Consider the following 16,185-nt stretch of genomic DNA (forward strand, 5'->3'; position numbering starts at 1 on the left):
ATAAAAGCCTGTACAGTTCTTATTTTTTCCTGTTTTTATAGCTAGTTAACTACAAAAAATATTATTGACAAGCCCTTAAACTAAACACTATTTACGTGGATACACATGAATAGGCACCCCAATTTTTCTTTGCCGGTACTTTTAACAACCCTTTTCTCCCAGCCGCGCTGGCTCCGTTTTCTTTGACTCAAGGCTGCTGCGCTACGGCAAGCATACCTCCTCTTACAAGGATCCGCGCATGAACATTGAAGACGTGGTAAACTCTACAGCCAGAGCCGTGCTGGATTTCTGGCTGCGGCACTGGCCGTTATGTCTGCTCACCCTATGGGCTGTACTGGAGTTGTGGATATCCGCGAACCTCATTAGCCAAGCTGTTGTTGCCGCGAGTTTTGTTGGCACAGTCGCTTGTCTGAAAATATTTCGGTTTGAGCGCTGTTTCTGGGTATATATACTGGCTTTTTTGAGTTTTTTTTGGGTTTCCATTAATCCTGTTGATGCGCACAACATACAAAAATATTGGCACCTTGAGTCCCTGAATTTTTATCTTGTATGGCGGGTCACAGTGGCATTGCAATGGACGGCAGTTGTCATACTCTTGTCAGCAGGGCTGTATCTGTTAGGGTTTCGGCATACCGTTGGTTACACCGCCCTCATTAAAATACCCCTGACCATATTTTTCATATGCGTATTTTTACAGCCAGTATTCTTATTTTTTACCCTTAACATAGAAGGGAACATATTCGGCATTCTCGGCTTACACATGTAATGCAAACTCTTCACACCCGCGCTTTGTTCAGCGCTTGCGGGTTTGCCCAGCAATTGCCGCCACTTTTCCCAACCATCCAGTATACATACAAAACCCTCTTCAAATTTTCAAAGTTTCAGCCCAGGGGCTGTCTCTAAATAAATGATTTTGCGCAAGGGCAAGGAAAAAGGCTTTTTTACGAAAGGAGTGTACTTTTGCGGTACATGACTGGAGTAAAAAAAGCCTTTTGACGCAGCCAGTTGGACAAAAGAATTAGTTAGAGACAGCCCCTAGTGGGCTTTTTGCTTTATCTACTTGATGGGGGTCACAGTATTGGCGAGGGTTCGTCATAGAGCATAAGGAAGTTATAAATATACCCTATGTCCTTCTGCTCAAAACCTGCAATCTGCGCGCCACGGCTTCACCGTAGCGCAGGCGCCACCACCAGCGGCGTGTGCGCAGGCGGGCGCGGTCCAGGCACAGGTAGACCACGGGCGTGGTGTACAACGTCAAAAGCTGGCTCATGAGCAGCCCCCCCACAATGGTCACGCCCAGCGGCTGCCGGATCTCCGCGCCGTCGCCCTGCCCCAGCACAAGCGGCACAGCGCCGAAAATGGCGGCAGCCGTGGTCATCATGATTGGCCGAAAACGCAGCAGGCAGGCCTCATAAATGGCTTTGTCCGGCGGCAGATTGCGGCTGCGCGAGGCTTCAAGGGCAAAGTCGATCATCATGATGGCGTTCTTTTTGACAATACCGCACAGCAGCAGCACGCCGATAAGCGCTATGACGCTGAATTCCATCTTGAAAAGCATCAGTGCCAGCAAGGCCCCGCCCCCGGCTGAAGGCAAGGTGGATAAAATGGTCAGGGGATGGATAAGGCTTTCGTACAGTACGCCAAGCACTATATACAGGGCCGCCAGGGCCGCCAGAATGAGAACCACCTGATTGCCCGCAGTATCGCTGAACATTTTGGCAGTTCCCTGAAAACTGCCCACAATGGAAGACGGTACGCCGAGCCGCACCCGCGCCTCTTCAATGGCCTCCTGCGCCTGCGAGAGGGCAATCCCCGGCGCAAGGTTGAATGACAGGGTGATGGCCGCAAACTGTCCCTGATGCGAAACCGAAAGGGGCGCAAATGACGGCGCTACCTCGGCCACCCCAAGCAGCGGCACAAGCCCGTCCTTGCCGGACAGGTAGACCTTGCCCAGCGCCTCCTCGCTTTGCAGCCAGTTTTCAGCGTATTCCAGCACCACACGATACTGGTTTTTGTCCCGATAGATGGTGGAAACCTGGCTTTGACCAAAGGCATTGCCCAGGGCTGCGTCCACATCCTTCATGCTCAGGCCGTGCCGCGCCAGGGCATCACGGCTGACCGTAACCATAGTTTGCAGGCCCCGCTCTTCAATATCGCTGTCCACGTCCTTGAACTGGGGCAGGTCCGCCAGAGCCTGCTGCATGCGGCGTCCCCAGGTACGCAGGTCGTCCAGCGTGTCGGCTTGCAGGGTATACTGATATTGCGCGCGCGAACTGCGCCCGCCCATCATGATGTCCTGTGCAGGTTGTAAAAAAATCTGCAAACCCGGCTCGCCGGAAAGTTTGCCGCGCAGCCTGCCTATAACGGCCTGCGCGCCGACTTTGCGCTCTTCCAGCGGCTTGAGGGCGATGAACACCCCGCCACCGCCACGGCCACCGGAAATATGGGCTGAAACCTGCCGCACCGCCGGGTCGGCGCGGATAACTTCCACAAGCTTTGCCAGCTTGCTTTGCATGGCCTGAAACGACGCGCTCTGGTCGGCGCGGATGCCGCCAATGATGACGCCGGTATCCTGCATGGGGAAAAATCCCTTGGGCACAATGATGTACATCCATACATTGGCCGCCACCACCAGCAGCAGGACGAACATGGTCAGGCGCGGATGCCGCAGCACCACAGGCAGACTGCGGGCGTAGCCCGACTGCATGCCCGCAAGTACCCTGCCCCAGGCATCACCCATCCCCGAAAAAAAACACCGCGCCGCATTCCATGCACGGTTTTTGCCCCAAAACACCGGCTTCAGGACCGCCGCAGAACTTCCGGCCGAGGGCAATGCAGGCTCGGGCGCAGAACCATCGGGCTGGCTGGCACGAATGGGCCGCAACAGCCTGGCGCACATCATGGGCGTTGTGGTAAGCGAAACCACCATAGATACCAGCACCGCCGTGGTCAGCACCACAGAAAATTCCCGGAACAACCGGCCCACCACGCCGCCCATAAACAAAATGGGGGCAAATACCGCCACAAGGGAAAGGGAAATGGAAACAACGGTAAAACCCACCTCCCGCGCGCCGCGCAGGGCGGCCCGCATGGGGCTTTCGCCAAGCTCAAGACGCCGGACGATATTTTCCAGCACCACAATGGCGTCATCCACCACAAAACCGGTGGAAACCGTAAGTGCCATGAGCGAAAGATTGTCCAGACTGTAGCCGCACAGGTACATGACGCCGAACGTGGCAATAAGGGATACCGGAGCCGCCACCGCCGGAATGCAGGTGGCCCGGCCGTTGCGCAGAAAAAGAAAGGTCACCAGCACCACCAGCGCCATGGCCAGCATCAGGCTTTTTTCCACCTCGTGCAAAGACGCGCGGATGGTCAGCGAGCGGTCCATGCGCAGGCTCAGGTCCGCACTTTCCGGCAGCCAGGAGCGCAACTGGGGCAGCATGTCCTTCACCCTGTCCACAGTTTCGATGATATTGGCGCCGGGAGAACGGAACACAATGAGCAGTACAGCCGGCTGGCCGTTGGACACCGCCATGTTGCGCACATCCTGGGAGCTGTCTTTGACCTGCGCCACATCTTCGAGACGAATGACCCTGTCGCCCTTGCGCCCCACAACAAGCGACCTGTAATCATCCGCCTGATGCAACTGGTCGTTGGCCCCCACCAGCCAGTAGTTCTGCTCGCTCTCTATCTGGCCCTTGGGCAGGTAGGCATTGGCAGCGGCCAGCGCCCTGCGCACATCGGCCATGCTCAGGCCCGCCCGGCTCAAGGCATCGGGGATGACCTCCACACGCACGGCAGGCAACGCCCCGCCGCCCACCACAACTTCGCCCACGCCCGCCAGCTGGGATATCTTTTGCGCCAGCACCGTGGAGGCCGCATCATACAGTTGTGAGCGGGTCAGTACGTCCGAGGTGACGGACAAGATCATGATGGGCGCACCCGCCGGGTTCACCTTGCGGTAAGACGGGTTGGACGGCATAGTGGGCAGGGTTGAACGCGCGGCATTGATGGCTGACTGCACATCACGGGCAGCGCCGTCGATATTGCGGTCCAGGTCAAACTGCAAAATAACATTGGTGGAGCCGAGGCTGCTGCTTGACGTCATTTCCGTCACCCCGGCGATGCGCCCCAGGGCGCGCTCCAGCGGGGTCGCCACAGTGGCGGCCATAGTTTCCGCGCCTGCGCCGGGCATGCGCGCCCGCACCATAACCACGGGAAAATCCGTTTCCGGCAGCGGGGCCACGGGCAGCAGGCCAAAGGCCACCAGCCCCGCCAGGGTGATGGCGATGGTCAGAAGAACGGTGGCGACAGGCCGCCGGATAAAGGGCGCAGAAATATTCAGGGGCAAATCAGCAGGTCCCAGGCGATGCCCGCGCACGGGCTTTTTACGAACCTGCTGCGCCGCGTCATGAGTATTTTCATGCGGGGCGCTGTGAGGGGCGCTCATGTCCTGCTCCCGCCCGGCATGGCGCTTCCGCGGGCAGGGACGTCAGCCGCCCCATCGCCCCCCGATGCGTCCCCCCAGACGTTCACCGGCTCGACCGCCTCATGAAGGCCATTTCCCCCATCCAGCGTATCTTCTGCATCAGATGCAGCCCCGCCACTACCCGCAGCTGCCGCCCCCCTGCCGCGCACCCGGCGGCTCAGACGATCGAACCACAGGTATATCACCGGGGTGGTAAAGAGCGTCAGCACCTGACTGACGATCAGGCCGCCCACCATGGTCACGCCCAGAGGCCGCCGCAGTTCGGCGCCCATGCCCCAGCCGAGCATGAGGGGCAACGCGCCGAGCAGGGCCGCCATGGTCGTCATGAGAATGGGACGCAAACGCAGCAGACACGCCTGCCGTATGGCCGCCAGCGGCTCCTTGCCTTCATTGCGCTCGGCATCCAGCGCAAAGTCGATCATCATGATGGCATTTTTTTTAACAATACCGATAAGCAGGATAATGCCGATAATACCCACAACCCCAAGTTCCATACCGGCCAGCATGAGTGCCAGCAAGGCCCCCACTCCGGCCGACGGCAGGGTGGAAAGAATGGTTACCGGGTGAATATAGCTTTCATACAGCACGCCCAGAACAATATACATGGTCACAATGGCCGCCAGGATAAGCCAGACCTGATTATTGGTGGACGCCATGAAAGCCTGGGTGGCCCCCTGAAACTGGATGCGCAGCGAATCCGGAACCTGAAGATGCTCAAAGGTGCTGTTGACAGCAGCCACAGCCGCCCCCAGCGAGGAATCCTGCGCCACATTGAAAGCAATGGTGGCTACGGGAAACTGCCCCTGCCGCGCAATGGAAAGCTGGGTGGGCCGTTCCTCAATGGTGGCGATGCTCGTCAGCGGCACCGGCTTGCCGTCACCGCCCTTGACGTAGATGTTTTCCATGTCTCCGGGACCCTGCCGAAAGCGCGGGGCCACCTCAAGCACAACCTTGTACTGGTTGGTCTGGGTGAAGATGGTGGAAATCAGCCTCTGGCCCAGGGCGTCATACAGGGCGTTGTCTATGTCCGCCATGCTGATGCCGAGCCGTCCGGCGGCGTCGCGATTGATGTTGAGCCAGGCCATGCGGCCCGGAGCCTGATAGTCGCTGGTCACAAGCTCCAGTTCGGGCTGCTGCCTGAGGGCCTCAACCATGCGCCGCGCCCAGGTGTCCAGTTGCGCCCTGTCCAGCGCCTCCACCGTCAACTGGTACTGGCTGCGGGAAATACGGTCTTCAATAGTCAGGTCCTGCACCGGCTGCAGATACAGGGTCATGCCCGGCAGGGACGCGGCCCTGTCCATAATGCGTCGGGCAATGGCCGGAGCGCGGGCGTCCCGATCGGCCAGCGGGCGCAGCTCTATGGTCAGGCGTGAGGTGGCCATGGTCTGGTTGATGCCGTCCACTCCCACAAAAAAAACCACGCTTTCCACGGCCGGATCTTCAAGAATCACTTCGGCAAGTTCGCGCTGGCGACCGGCCATGGCCTTGAAGGAGGTGTCCTGCGGAGCCTCGGCCATGCCCTGGATAACGCCCGTATCCTGCACGGGAAAAAAGCCCTTGGGCACGACAATGTAAAGCAGCACGGTAAGCGCCAGAGTACCCACGGCCACGGCCAGGGTCAGGCCCTGATGCGCCAGCACCCAGTCAAGCCGGTGCTTGTACCAGACAAGCAGCCGGACAAAAAAGCGCCCTTCACCCTTACGGTCCGCAGAGCGCGCTGGCCGCAGCATGACCGCGCACAGCATGGGCGTGAGCGTGAGCGAAATGACTGCGGAAATAAGAATGGTCACGGCCAGGGTAACGGCGAATTCACGAAAAAGCCGCCCCACAACATCCCCCATAAAAAGCAGGGGAATAAGCACGGCCACCAGCGAAACGGTAAGGGATATGATGGTAAAGCCGATCTGCCCCGCGCCCGTAAGCGCGGCTTGAAGCGGGCGCATGCCCTTCTCGAGATAGCGGGAAATATTTTCTATGACCACAATGGCATCGTCCACCACAAAGCCTGTGGCGATAACAAGAGCCATAAGAGTAAGGTTGTTGAGGGAATAGCCCGCAAGATGCATGACGCCCAGCGACCCCACCAGCGAAAGCGGCACGGCCAGCGCCGGAATGATCGTGGCCTGCGCATTGCGCAAAAACAGCCAGATGACCCAGATGACAAGGCCCACGGCCAGCAGCAGTTCCAGTTGCACGTCGTGCACCGTGGCGCGGATGGTCGTGGTGCGGTCCGTCACCACGCGCACCTCGACGTTGCCGGGCATGGTTTGCTGCAATACGGGCAGAAGCCGCGTCACGCTGTCGGCCACGCCGATGACGTTGGCGCCGGGCTGGCGCTGCACGGAAAGCACGATGGCCGGGCGAAAGCCCAGGCCCTGCCCCGCCACATAGGCCGCCAGACGTGCATTTTCAGCCCCTTCCACCACCTCGGCCACATCTTGCAGGCGCAGGGGCGCGCCGTCCTTGTAGCCTATGATGGCACGGGCGTATTCCTCGGCCGAGGCAAGCTGGTCATTGGCATCAATGGTGCTCGCGCGCTCCGGGCCGTCAAAGCTGCCTTTGGCGTCATTGACATTGGCCTTTGCAATGGCAGTGCGCACATCGGCCAGGGTGAGGCCCGCATTGGCCAAAGCCCTGGGATTCATCTGCACGCGCACGGCCGGGCGCTGCCCCCCCGACAGGGTGACCAGACCGACGCCCGGCAACTGTGAAATTTTCTGGGCCATGCGCGTGTCGACCAGGTCTTCAAGGCGGGTCAGGGGCATGGCGTCGCTGACTACCGCCAGTGTAATGACCGGCGGATCCGCCGGGTTTACCTTGTTGTAAACAGGCGGCGTGGGCAGGTCTGCGGGCAGCAGATTATCGGCCGCGTTGATGGCCGCCTGCACTTCCTGCTCGGCCACATCAAGAGCCATGGACAGGTCAAACTGCAGGGTAATGACCGAAGCCCCGGCCGAAGAAAGGGAACTCATCTGCACAAGGCCGGACATAGTGCCGAACTGGCGCTCCAGCGGCGCGGTCACCACCGAGGCCATCACATCGGGCGAAGCCCCCGGGTAGAGGGTCTGCACCTGGATGGTGGGGTAATCGATCTGTGGCAGGGCCGCCACGGGCAGATAACGATAGCCCAGCAGGCCGGAAAGAAGCAGGGCCACCATGAGCAGAGACGTGGCTATGGGCCGGAGAATAAAAATGCGGGAAAGATTCATGGCGGCATATATCCTGTGAGCCGGAGCGGCACGAAAAAAAGCTTACGGTGCCCCGCCCGTGCCAGGAGCTGGCCCGGCCGGAGACGATGCGCCAGCGGATGGCGGAGTGCCGGGAGCGAACGCCGAAGCGGCGTCCGGGCCGTTTTCGGGCGCGGCATCGGCGCTTTCGGCCCTGGGCGTTTCCGTGGTGGCCGCAACGCGCACGGCAATGCCTTCGCGCAGGCGGTCCAGACCGTCGACCACCACTTTTTCTCCAGGTTCAAGTCCTTTTTCAATGACCGTCAGGCCGCCGGCACTGATGCCCGGCGTGACCAGGCGCAGTTCCGCCTCATCCCCACCCTTTTCACCCTGGCGCACCACATAGACATACGCGCCGCGCCTGCCAAGCTGCACCGCAGCGGCGGGAACCGTAATCGCGTCATGCAGCACGCGCACCAAAAGCCTGGCGTTGACAAACTGGTTGGGATACAGCGCTTCGTCCTTGTTGGGAAAAACTGCCTTGAGGCGCACTGTGCCCGTGGCGCTGTCTATCTGGTTATCAAGAGAAATCAGGCGGCCTGTGCCCAGCAGGTGCTTCTGCTCCCTGTCCCAGGCCTGAACCGTCAGACGGTGCGGGGCAGGCTGCGCTTCAGCACGGCGCAGGGCCTGCACAACCAGCGGCACCTGACTTTCGGGCAGGGTAAAAATGACGTCACATGGGCTGATTTCAGTAATGCGCACAAGCCCGCCGGAGTCCGAGCTTTTGATCATATTGCCCTCGTCCACATTACGCAGGCCGAGACGCCCGCTGATGGGTGCGGTAATCCGGCTGTATTCCAGTTGCAGGCGCGCAGAATCCACGGCGGCCTGGTCAGCTTCAACCGTGCCTTCGTACTGACGCACCAGCGCGCGTTGCGTTTCATACTGCTGGGCGGCGATAAAACTGCCCTGAACAAGTTTGGCGTAGCGGGAAAGGTCTTTGCGCGCGTTTTCAAGCTGGGCCTTGTCTCTGGCAAGGTTGCCCAGGGCCTGGTCAAGGCTGGCCTGAAAAGGACGCGGGTCAATCTCGGCCAGCAGGTCTCCGGCCTTCACGCGCTGGCCCTCGGCAAAGTGCAGGCGCAGCAACTGCCCGTCCACCCGGCTGGTCACAAGCACATCACCGGAAGGCAGCACCGTACCGAGACCATTGAGAAAATGAGGTACATTCTGGGCCAGGGCGGCGGCCACACGCACCGGCGGCGCATCCATGCTCATGTCCGGGCGGCCCGCTCCCCTGCCCAACAGTTTCCAGCCCGCGACAAGAGCCAGAAGGGCCAGTATCAGGACCACAGCCTTGCGGCGTCCTGAAAGCAGGCCGGAAACAGGCCTATGTTGAATAACGGGCATTATACGTCTTCTCCTTGGGCTGCCGGGGGGAAAATAAGGCTGAAAACGGTCACTCCATCCACGCCTGCGGGAAGTGACGCAAGCTCGAGCCGCCAGCCCATACGCTCGCAGGCCCGCTGGGCAAGGGAAAGCCCCAGCCCGTTGCCCGCCCCTTCCCGGGCGGATTGCTGACCGTTGTTACAGGAGCGGCTGACGCCGCGCGAAAAAATATCCACATCACGAACAATGTGGCCCTTATTGCCGACCAGCATCCTGCCGGACTCAAGCAATACAAAAGCGCGCCTATTTTCGGTGTACTGGCGGGCATTGTCCAGCAAATTCTTGAATATGACGGTTATCAGCTCTTTTTGTCCGCATACCGGAACAGGCGAGGACAGGCCCACGGCCAGAAACACCCCGGCAGCGCCAGAGGAACGCGGATCAGCCGGGGCTGCTTCCTGTAGCCTGGACCAGACCACTGACGAAGCCGCCACCGGAGTCAATTCGGGCAGGCGATCGCCGCCCTCGAGCAGTGCCAGCATGGCGGCCAGACTGTCTGCCTGAGCGTGTGAAGGCGTCTGCGGAAACTCCACCGGACATACAACACCTTCGCGCTCCATTTCGTTTATGATATCCCGCAAAATCAGCGAACAGTCCAGCGCAGCAGCCTGTATTTCTCCGGGTTTCCGGGCCAGCAAAAGAAGCGTGCGTACGGTGCGGGTCATGTCGGATGTGGTACGCAAAAGACGCCCCACAACAGGAACAAGCTCTCCGGCCTGAGGGGTCGCTCTGACCAGATTTTGCAGACGTGCCTCAAGAACTTCAAGCCCGCCCTGCATGACCGTCAGCGGTGTGCGCAGTTCGTGGCTTACGTCGCCGGTAAAATGGCTTTCGCGCTGCACGAAACGGTAGAGCGCCTCCTCACGGGCGGCAATGGCGCGGGCGAGAACACCCACCTCGTCGTCCATATCCGTCATGGGTACAGGCCCGGGCGACATGTGCGGACGCATGATCTGGCCCGGGTCTGCGAGCAGGACGGAATCCGGCGGACACGGAGTTTGCGTCAGACTCTGCCGGGCGGCGTCAGGTCCCCCGGGCATGGCGGTCGCCATATTTTCGGCCGCGCCTGTTGCGGAAAAAGACAGGCCGCCCGGCAGGCGGCTTTCCACCGCGAGGGTGAGACGGCGCAGCGGTCCGGTGAGGCGGCGGCTCAAAATAACGGCCAGAGCGACAGCCACAGCAAGCCCGGTCAGAGCGCAGAACAGCAGGATGCCGTTAAACCGGCTTTTCAGCGCCTGAAAAGCTCCCGTGCCGCCCTTGAGCGCGTACTCCAACCCATCACGACGCTCGACCAGAACAAATTCCTTGCCGTCATCCATAAAGTGCAGGCCATCGGGCAGTTCCCGCCATTGCGGCGAAACCTGCTTGCCCACAAGAAACGTCCAGTGCATGGCCGTTGCCAGGTCTTCACCGTAATACAGCCGGTCCCGGCCACTGTCTTCCGCTTCCCAGGCGCGCTTTTCGGCCTCGATAAGGGTTTCCATCACCGGCCTTGCATGCCAGCCCACAAGATAGCTGCCCAGATATTCAAAAGACAGATGTGCAGCAAGGCCAAGGGCAGCCCCCATGCCGAGGGCCAGAAACACAAAAGCCATAAGCATACGGCGCGCAAAAACCGGACGGCAGGCCCCCGGACGCGGAACGGCAGGCATCAGGTGTTCTCCGCGCCGGCTATCTTCGTGCCGGAAGAGCCACTCCCCGCACCCGGCATGCCCGGTTCGGGTGCTTCGTCTTCTTCAGATGCGTCCGGACTCAGCCTGTAGCCGACATGAGGCACGGTATGCAGCAACGCCCTGCCGAAGGGTTTGTCCAGCTCACGCCGTAACTCATGAATATGCGTGCGCAGGGCGCTGCCTTCCGGCGGTTCGCTGCCCCAGAGCAGGCGCTCAAGATCCTGACGGCGCACAAGCCCCGGCGCAACGCGCAAAAGTTCCCTGAGGATGCGAAAGCCCGTGGGGCTTAGCCGCAAGCGCTGCCCCCGGCGCTCGGCCCAGTGCTCTTCATCATTAAAAACAAGGTCTGCGCAGGTCCAGAGACCGCCTGCGCCGTTGCTGCCCTGCAGATGGCCGCGCCGCAGCAGCGCCCGGATGCGGGCTTCAAGCTCCTTAAGGGCAAAGGGCTTGACCAGATAATCGTCTGCCCCGGCCTCAAGGCCCGCCACCCTGTCGGCAACGGCATCCCGGGCCGTAAGCATGATGACGGGAGTGGAGACCCTGTATTCCTGGCGCAGGCGGCGGCACAGGCTTATGCCGTCCATGCCGGGCAGCATGACGTCCAGTACGATGCAGTCAAAACCGCGCCCGAGAGCCATCTCAAGCCCGGCTTTGCCGTTGCGGGCACAGTCCAGCGTGTAGCCCAGCGGTTCAAGGTAGGCGTACAGGTTGGCGAGGATGTCCTCGTTGTCTTCCACAAGCAGCAGGGAACAGGACATGGCCTCAGCGCTCGGGCGTGTCCCGCACGTCAATGATGCCGATAATGGCCAGACCGTCCACCTCTACCTCATTGGGGCGCTTGCGGTTCCAGTCCACATGACCGAGCAGGCGCACCTTGTCGCGCGGGGTTACGGTAAGATGGCCGAACACCTCATTCCTTATCTCCACCACTACTCTGCCGCTCTTATCTTCAAACAGATAGCGATTTTTACGGCGGGGCAGTTTTTCCAGAATATGCCCCTCAAGCACACAGGGGGCATCATCTTGCGCGCCCAGCACATCCGCCGCGCGGGTAATTGTGGATGCCACACCGGGACCTTCAAAGCCCGCAGCCGCCACACGGGCGCCCGGCGAAAAAACCCAGGAAAGCCCAAGAGTCAGAGCCAGCAGCACTGCCAGTACACGCATAACCGTTCTCCACTGCCGGGCGGCCGGGCTTGTGCCCGGCCGCCCACTGCAATCAGTTCAGGACTTCCAGCACCTTGACATCAACCTTGACCGGCTTCAGCATATCCTTATCCACCTTGCCGGAAAGGCGCACGGTGTTTTCGGGTGTGACGGTATGGCCGGAAAAGATTTTTTTGTCTATATCCACCGTCATTTCACCAGTGGCATCCCTGAAAATATATTTGTCGCCACTGCCGGCCTTGCGACCCGTGATATGACCGGTAAGCATGACAGGGGTATTGTCCTTGCTGTCCAGCGCCTGCTTGACGGTCGTAACCTCAACTCCCACCGTCGGCCCTTTGAAGCCGCCGGAAGCGTCCGAACCGGGTCCCTGAAAAGCGGCGTAAGCCGGCAGGGCCAGAAGGCCCAACAACAGTAATGAAAGCACTACGCGCATGGCAGCCTCCTTATGGATCAGTGTTTATTTTACAGCCGCTGCCGACAACGGGCCGGAAGCGGCCGACATGCCCTGCGGGGTAAAAAACGGACCGCAGGGCGCATACCGGCTCCGTCAGCCATAAGCAGCATGCCCGAATCTTCAGCGGTTGCAGGGCAAACCTGCTTTGACCGTTACGCCAAAGGAAATTACGGACCAGAACTGCAGCGCCGATTCACCGCCAGGCAACCATTTCAGGCGGTAACTGTTCCGGGTCCTATTGATACTAGTTGAGAACGTGCAGGGCCTTGACGCCCGCCACAGGCTCCTTGCCGTCCTTTGCTCTGACCTTGCCCACAAGGCGCACCTTCATGTCGGGGGTAAGCGTTATTCCCTTGAGGGTTTTCTGGCCGATGGATACAGCCATACGGCCCGTACCGTCATCCACAATAAAGCGGTTTTTCTTGCTGTCCACCTTTTCCACAATTCGGCCCACAATCATGACAGGGCTTTTGTCAGGGGCTTTCAGCGCTTTTGCAACGGTATCCACCTCATGAAGATTTGTCATCCCCTGAACTTTTTCGTGCCGGGGTTTGCCCTTTTGCGGCGCAGGCGCGGTGACGGCCTGAGCGCCCTCGCCGGATACGGTTTTGTCAGCAGCATGAACGGGAACAGTCAAAGCCATAGCCATAACCATAATAAGCAGATAGCGCATATAATCCTCCAAAAAATTTACCGGGTGCGCGGAACGCATGTGCGACCGCAGATAAAACCTGCACCCACGCACGTCAGCGAAGCGTTAGGAACAAAAAAACACGAACCGCCGAATTCGCGCAGGCAGGACGCTGCCGCAGAAAAAATATGAAACAAAGCCTCTTCTTGTGAACATGAATCAAAGCTGCTATATTGCCGCGCATGAAAGAGCTTGATCCGCATACGATCCGCCCCTGCCTGGCCTGCGGCGGAACCAATGTTCATCTGGAGTCCATGTTGCCGCCAGGCAGGCGGCAGGAAGTCTGGCGGGTAGTCTGCTCCTGTGGGCAGACATCGCAGCAATGGTCAGTTTCTCAAGGCGCGGCTATCCGTGCTTGGAACCGCAACCTGGCCTGCGCAAACGAACTTTGATCCCAGCGCATGGGCGGACCAACAACCCATCCGCCGGTAATCTTTTGTGGGCCGCTACAAATAGCTTTTTCTATACAAAGAAACGACAGAAAGCCCTCCCCAATGCCCACGCCGGAAAGGATCTGCCGGGCAACAGCACCCTCCGCCCAGATGGCTGCCACATACACCGGGCATAAAGGTGGCGCCAAAAACGACTTGCCCGTGTACGCGCACTGACAGGCCAGAACCCTTGGAGTTCCGGCCTTTTTTGTTGCAGACCGGCCCGGCATGTACCCGCAGGCATTGCTGCCGCCCCCTCAAGCCGTTTTCCAGGGCATTTTTACCCTTGAGGATCACATCCCCAACGCTTTTAGGGCGCGCGGCAACGTAGATGCGCGGACACTGCATTCACTCACAGGCCGGAGCAGCGGCGTAAAACGGCTTGTGCCTTTGTGGCGGACGTGACTCACGCAGCCGCCGGAGCCACACTGAAACAGCACTGCTCCGGGCAAGGGCATGACGTCAGAACAAGAAAGAGAACTGCTGTGAAAGGAATGTTTTTCCATGCCGGGTCATGGGGGATCTGCTGGAATAAAAAACCTTGCCACACAATCGGCTGCACTCTGGCGCTTATACATCGAAAGGCAAGGGTAACCTAGTCTAGTTCCCGTCCAACCCACACGGCACGTCCGATAACCCGCACAAGATCGGCCAGTTGCTCGCCCGTATCCGCCTCAATGGGCGCGTAGTCCGGATTGAAGCTTGTCAGGATAAGCCTGCCCGGCATGGCATTGACCACCTTGAGATACACCATGTCCTCCACACCCACAGCGTATATGCGCCCCGGCACGGGATCACGCTGAGTCTGGTCTATCAGCACAACGTCATTGTGCATGATGCGCGGCTGCATGCTGTCGCCAGATACCCGCAACAGCACCATCTGCGACGGATTGCCCTTGCGGCGCAAAAAATCCCAGCGAAAGGCATAGTGACGCAGCACATCACCGCCGGTTTCAAAGCTGCCGGTTCCCGCAGAAAGACGCGCCTCCACCATGGGAACCATCACCAGTCTGGCCTCTCCGCAGTTTTGCCCGCTGCCGTCTGCCGCGCCCTTGCCGGCAAGCAGCCAGTCCAGCGAGCAGTCCAGCGTGTCTGCCAGACGCACAGCGTATTCACCCTTCGGCATCTGCCCGTTTTCATATTTCTGAATGGTGGTAAGGCTCACCCCCACCCTGGCGGCCATATCCTGCTTGTGCATGCCAAGTTCTTCGCGGCGCTGGCGAAGGCGCTGCGCAAAAGCCTTGGTCAATCCAGCCTGGGAGAATGTTTTCATAGAATTTCCATCACATGCGGTTTCAGCATGTTAAAACTTTTCTTTTAAAACAGCCCCCGATCAGGGCAGTTTCACTCTGCCTACCAGAAAACTACCTTTTTTCTTTTCAAGAATCAATATTTTCTTTATAAATACAAGAATGAAATAGAAAACACACTCAAAAAATAAAAACAGATATGTATTATGTAAAGAATAAAATTATTATAAATCAATTAATTAAATCTTTTCTTTTATTATAAACTTTAAGCTTGATTCATAAAACAAAAAGTTATAAATCCCAAATACGCCCCGTATATTTCACATCTATATTTCAGGGAGCATAGCATGTCCGATCTTCAAGACAACTTTCATAACCTGAGCGCTGTGCTGGATATTCTGCAAAACAACGCCCATCCCGCCCAAAGACCTGTTTTACGCCTGGTGGGCGATCATCTGCGCCTGCTCGCACTCTGCATGGATCTTCCCGCGCGCTGTTTACCGCACATGCCGCCGTCAGGCGCAGGTCAGAGTGCACGTGATTCTTCAGATCCCGGCCGACTCGCCCGGTTCGCCGCGCAAACCGGCGAGGTCCGCTATGTACGCCAGTAGTCCCGCCAGCAAAGCAAAGGCCGCGGCGTGCTCCCGGCCTGCCGCCAGCGCCGCAAGGCCCCGCGACAGCGCGGCCCGGCGGCCTTCGTCTTCCAGCGAGCGCCAGTCGTGGGGGCAGGCCATGCAAAAGGCCGGGAAGGAGCGGCAGTGGCGCCAGTTACTGGAGCACCTGCCGGAAAACGTCCGGCAGATATGGCATGCCCTGGGGGGACATGAAAAGGGACGTATGGAAGACCTGTGGCGCATCCTGCAGGCCTACGGCGGACAAAGCCTGCGCGTCCCCTCAAGCCTGCCGGCGCAACGGCATCACCCACTGCGCCGGCGCCTGGGTACACGCTGCACGGTCAAGCTTGTGGCGGCTTTCGGCGGCACGCCACTATATGTACCCAGTTGTGCCGGGGTGCTGACAAGACTGCGCCAACGGGAGATTATCGAATCATTTACACGCGAAACAACGCGCGGCATCAGCAGCACTGCCACAGTGGCAAACCTGGCCCGAAAGCATGGCCTGTCTGACCGCCAGATATGGAAAATTCTTAAAAAAACCGCATCCGCTCCAGCGCAGGGGCATCTGCTTCATCACCTGCAACGCATGGACATGCACGCAAAAACATGCACAACAACCTGTAATATAAGATAAAAATACCAAACAGCACAGGTAGTAAAATATATAAGCCCGCGTAGTTGCGGGCTTTTTTTATTCATAACTGTAGCAGGCAAGGCTCTTTGCCGCCTTTGGCCCGCGCCGGACAAGCAGATAGCAGTACTGAACCGGTTCAGTCTTACCGCAACCGCCCTTT

The 16,185-nt window shown here is 59.0% G+C and carries 12 protein-coding genes; 3 read left to right on the forward strand and 9 right to left on the reverse strand.

Annotation, left to right across the window (positions count from 1 at the left end; genetic code table 11):
• The first annotated feature begins 238 nt into the window (after nt 1-238).
• Entirely contained in the window at nt 239-766 is a 528-nt protein-coding gene (locus tag ACZ495_RS07630; RefSeq protein WP_012624368.1) for a hypothetical protein, read from the forward strand.
• A gap of 357 nt (nt 767-1,123) precedes the next feature.
• Here the strand turns inward: ACZ495_RS07630 and ACZ495_RS07635 are convergent, their stop codons facing one another.
• From ACZ495_RS07635 to ACZ495_RS07675, 9 genes are all read right to left on the reverse strand, one after another.
• Nucleotides 1,124-4,453: an efflux RND transporter permease subunit gene (locus ACZ495_RS07635; RefSeq protein ID WP_464262004.1), complete on the reverse strand. Its 3,330-nt coding sequence runs from the start codon at nt 4,451-4,453 to the stop codon at nt 1,124-1,126.
• Nucleotides 4,450-7,701 carry an MdtB/MuxB family multidrug efflux RND transporter permease subunit gene (locus tag ACZ495_RS07640; protein ID WP_464262005.1) on the reverse strand — a complete coding sequence of 1,084 codons (3,252 nt, stop codon included), beginning with the start codon at nt 7,699-7,701 and terminating at the stop codon, nt 4,450-4,452. The genes ACZ495_RS07635 and ACZ495_RS07640 overlap by 4 nt, the downstream gene beginning before the upstream one ends.
• A gap of 42 nt (nt 7,702-7,743) precedes the next feature.
• Nucleotides 7,744-9,066: an MdtA/MuxA family multidrug efflux RND transporter periplasmic adaptor subunit gene (locus tag ACZ495_RS07645; RefSeq protein WP_464262006.1), complete on the reverse strand. Its 1,323-nt coding sequence runs from the start codon at nt 9,064-9,066 to the stop codon at nt 7,744-7,746.
• Nucleotides 9,066-10,757 (reverse strand): sensor histidine kinase, encoded by a 1,692-nt coding sequence (locus ACZ495_RS07650; RefSeq protein WP_464262007.1) that lies wholly within the window; start codon nt 10,755-10,757, stop codon nt 9,066-9,068. Before ACZ495_RS07650 ends, ACZ495_RS07645 begins: the two co-directional genes overlap by 1 nt.
• Nucleotides 10,757-11,536 (reverse strand): response regulator transcription factor, encoded by a 780-nt coding sequence (locus ACZ495_RS07655; RefSeq protein WP_072312411.1) that lies wholly within the window; start codon nt 11,534-11,536, stop codon nt 10,757-10,759. Before ACZ495_RS07655 ends, ACZ495_RS07650 begins: the two co-directional genes overlap by 1 nt.
• A gap of 4 nt (nt 11,537-11,540) precedes the next feature.
• Entirely contained in the window at nt 11,541-11,945 is a 405-nt protein-coding gene (locus ACZ495_RS07660) for a NirD/YgiW/YdeI family stress tolerance protein (RefSeq protein WP_072312410.1), read from the reverse strand.
• Between the two features lie 52 nt (nt 11,946-11,997).
• Complete coding sequence (locus ACZ495_RS07665; RefSeq protein ID WP_464262008.1) at nt 11,998-12,381, reverse strand: YgiW/YdeI family stress tolerance OB fold protein; 384 nt, start codon at nt 12,379-12,381, stop codon at nt 11,998-12,000.
• A gap of 265 nt (nt 12,382-12,646) precedes the next feature.
• A complete protein-coding gene (locus ACZ495_RS07670; protein ID WP_464262009.1) occupies nt 12,647-13,075 on the reverse strand; it encodes a NirD/YgiW/YdeI family stress tolerance protein in 429 nt (142 codons plus the stop codon).
• A 1,044-nt stretch (nt 13,076-14,119) separates the two neighbouring features.
• A complete protein-coding gene (locus ACZ495_RS07675; RefSeq protein ID WP_012624359.1) occupies nt 14,120-14,797 on the reverse strand; it encodes an XRE family transcriptional regulator in 678 nt (225 codons plus the stop codon).
• A 324-nt stretch (nt 14,798-15,121) separates the two neighbouring features.
• Between ACZ495_RS07675 and ACZ495_RS07680 the strand changes: the two genes are divergently transcribed.
• Together ACZ495_RS07680 and ACZ495_RS07685 are read left to right on the forward strand one after the other, a co-directional pair.
• Complete coding sequence (locus ACZ495_RS07680; RefSeq protein WP_464262010.1) at nt 15,122-15,385, forward strand: hypothetical protein; 264 nt, start codon at nt 15,122-15,124, stop codon at nt 15,383-15,385.
• Nucleotides 15,372-16,025: a Mor transcription activator family protein gene (locus ACZ495_RS07685; protein ID WP_012624357.1), complete on the forward strand. Its 654-nt coding sequence runs from the start codon at nt 15,372-15,374 to the stop codon at nt 16,023-16,025. Before ACZ495_RS07680 ends, ACZ495_RS07685 begins: the two co-directional genes overlap by 14 nt.
• The last annotated feature ends 160 nt before the right edge of the window (nt 16,026-16,185 follow it).

Source organism: Desulfovibrio sp. GTC20076, assembly GCF_055385905.1.

Coding starts and splice junctions, on each gene's coding strand:
- ACZ495_RS07630 (WP_012624368.1), top strand. CDS start 239: ATGAACATTGAAGACGTGGTAAACTCTACAGCCAGAGCCGTGCTGGAT.
- ACZ495_RS07635 (WP_464262004.1), bottom strand. CDS start 4,453: ATGAGCGCCCCTCACAGCGCCCCGCATGAAAATACTCATGACGCGGCG.
- ACZ495_RS07640 (WP_464262005.1), bottom strand. CDS start 7,701: ATGAATCTTTCCCGCATTTTTATTCTCCGGCCCATAGCCACGTCTCTG.
- ACZ495_RS07645 (WP_464262006.1), bottom strand. CDS start 9,066: ATGCCCGTTATTCAACATAGGCCTGTTTCCGGCCTGCTTTCAGGACGC.
- ACZ495_RS07650 (WP_464262007.1), bottom strand. CDS start 10,757: ATGCCTGCCGTTCCGCGTCCGGGGGCCTGCCGTCCGGTTTTTGCGCGC.
- ACZ495_RS07655 (WP_072312411.1), bottom strand. CDS start 11,536: ATGTCCTGTTCCCTGCTGCTTGTGGAAGACAACGAGGACATCCTCGCC.
- ACZ495_RS07660 (WP_072312410.1), bottom strand. CDS start 11,945: ATGCGTGTACTGGCAGTGCTGCTGGCTCTGACTCTTGGGCTTTCCTGG.
- ACZ495_RS07665 (WP_464262008.1), bottom strand. CDS start 12,381: ATGCGCGTAGTGCTTTCATTACTGTTGTTGGGCCTTCTGGCCCTGCCG.
- ACZ495_RS07670 (WP_464262009.1), bottom strand. CDS start 13,075: ATGCGCTATCTGCTTATTATGGTTATGGCTATGGCTTTGACTGTTCCC.
- ACZ495_RS07675 (WP_012624359.1), bottom strand. CDS start 14,797: ATGAAAACATTCTCCCAGGCTGGATTGACCAAGGCTTTTGCGCAGCGC.
- ACZ495_RS07680 (WP_464262010.1), top strand. CDS start 15,122: ATGTCCGATCTTCAAGACAACTTTCATAACCTGAGCGCTGTGCTGGAT.
- ACZ495_RS07685 (WP_012624357.1), top strand. CDS start 15,372: ATGTACGCCAGTAGTCCCGCCAGCAAAGCAAAGGCCGCGGCGTGCTCC.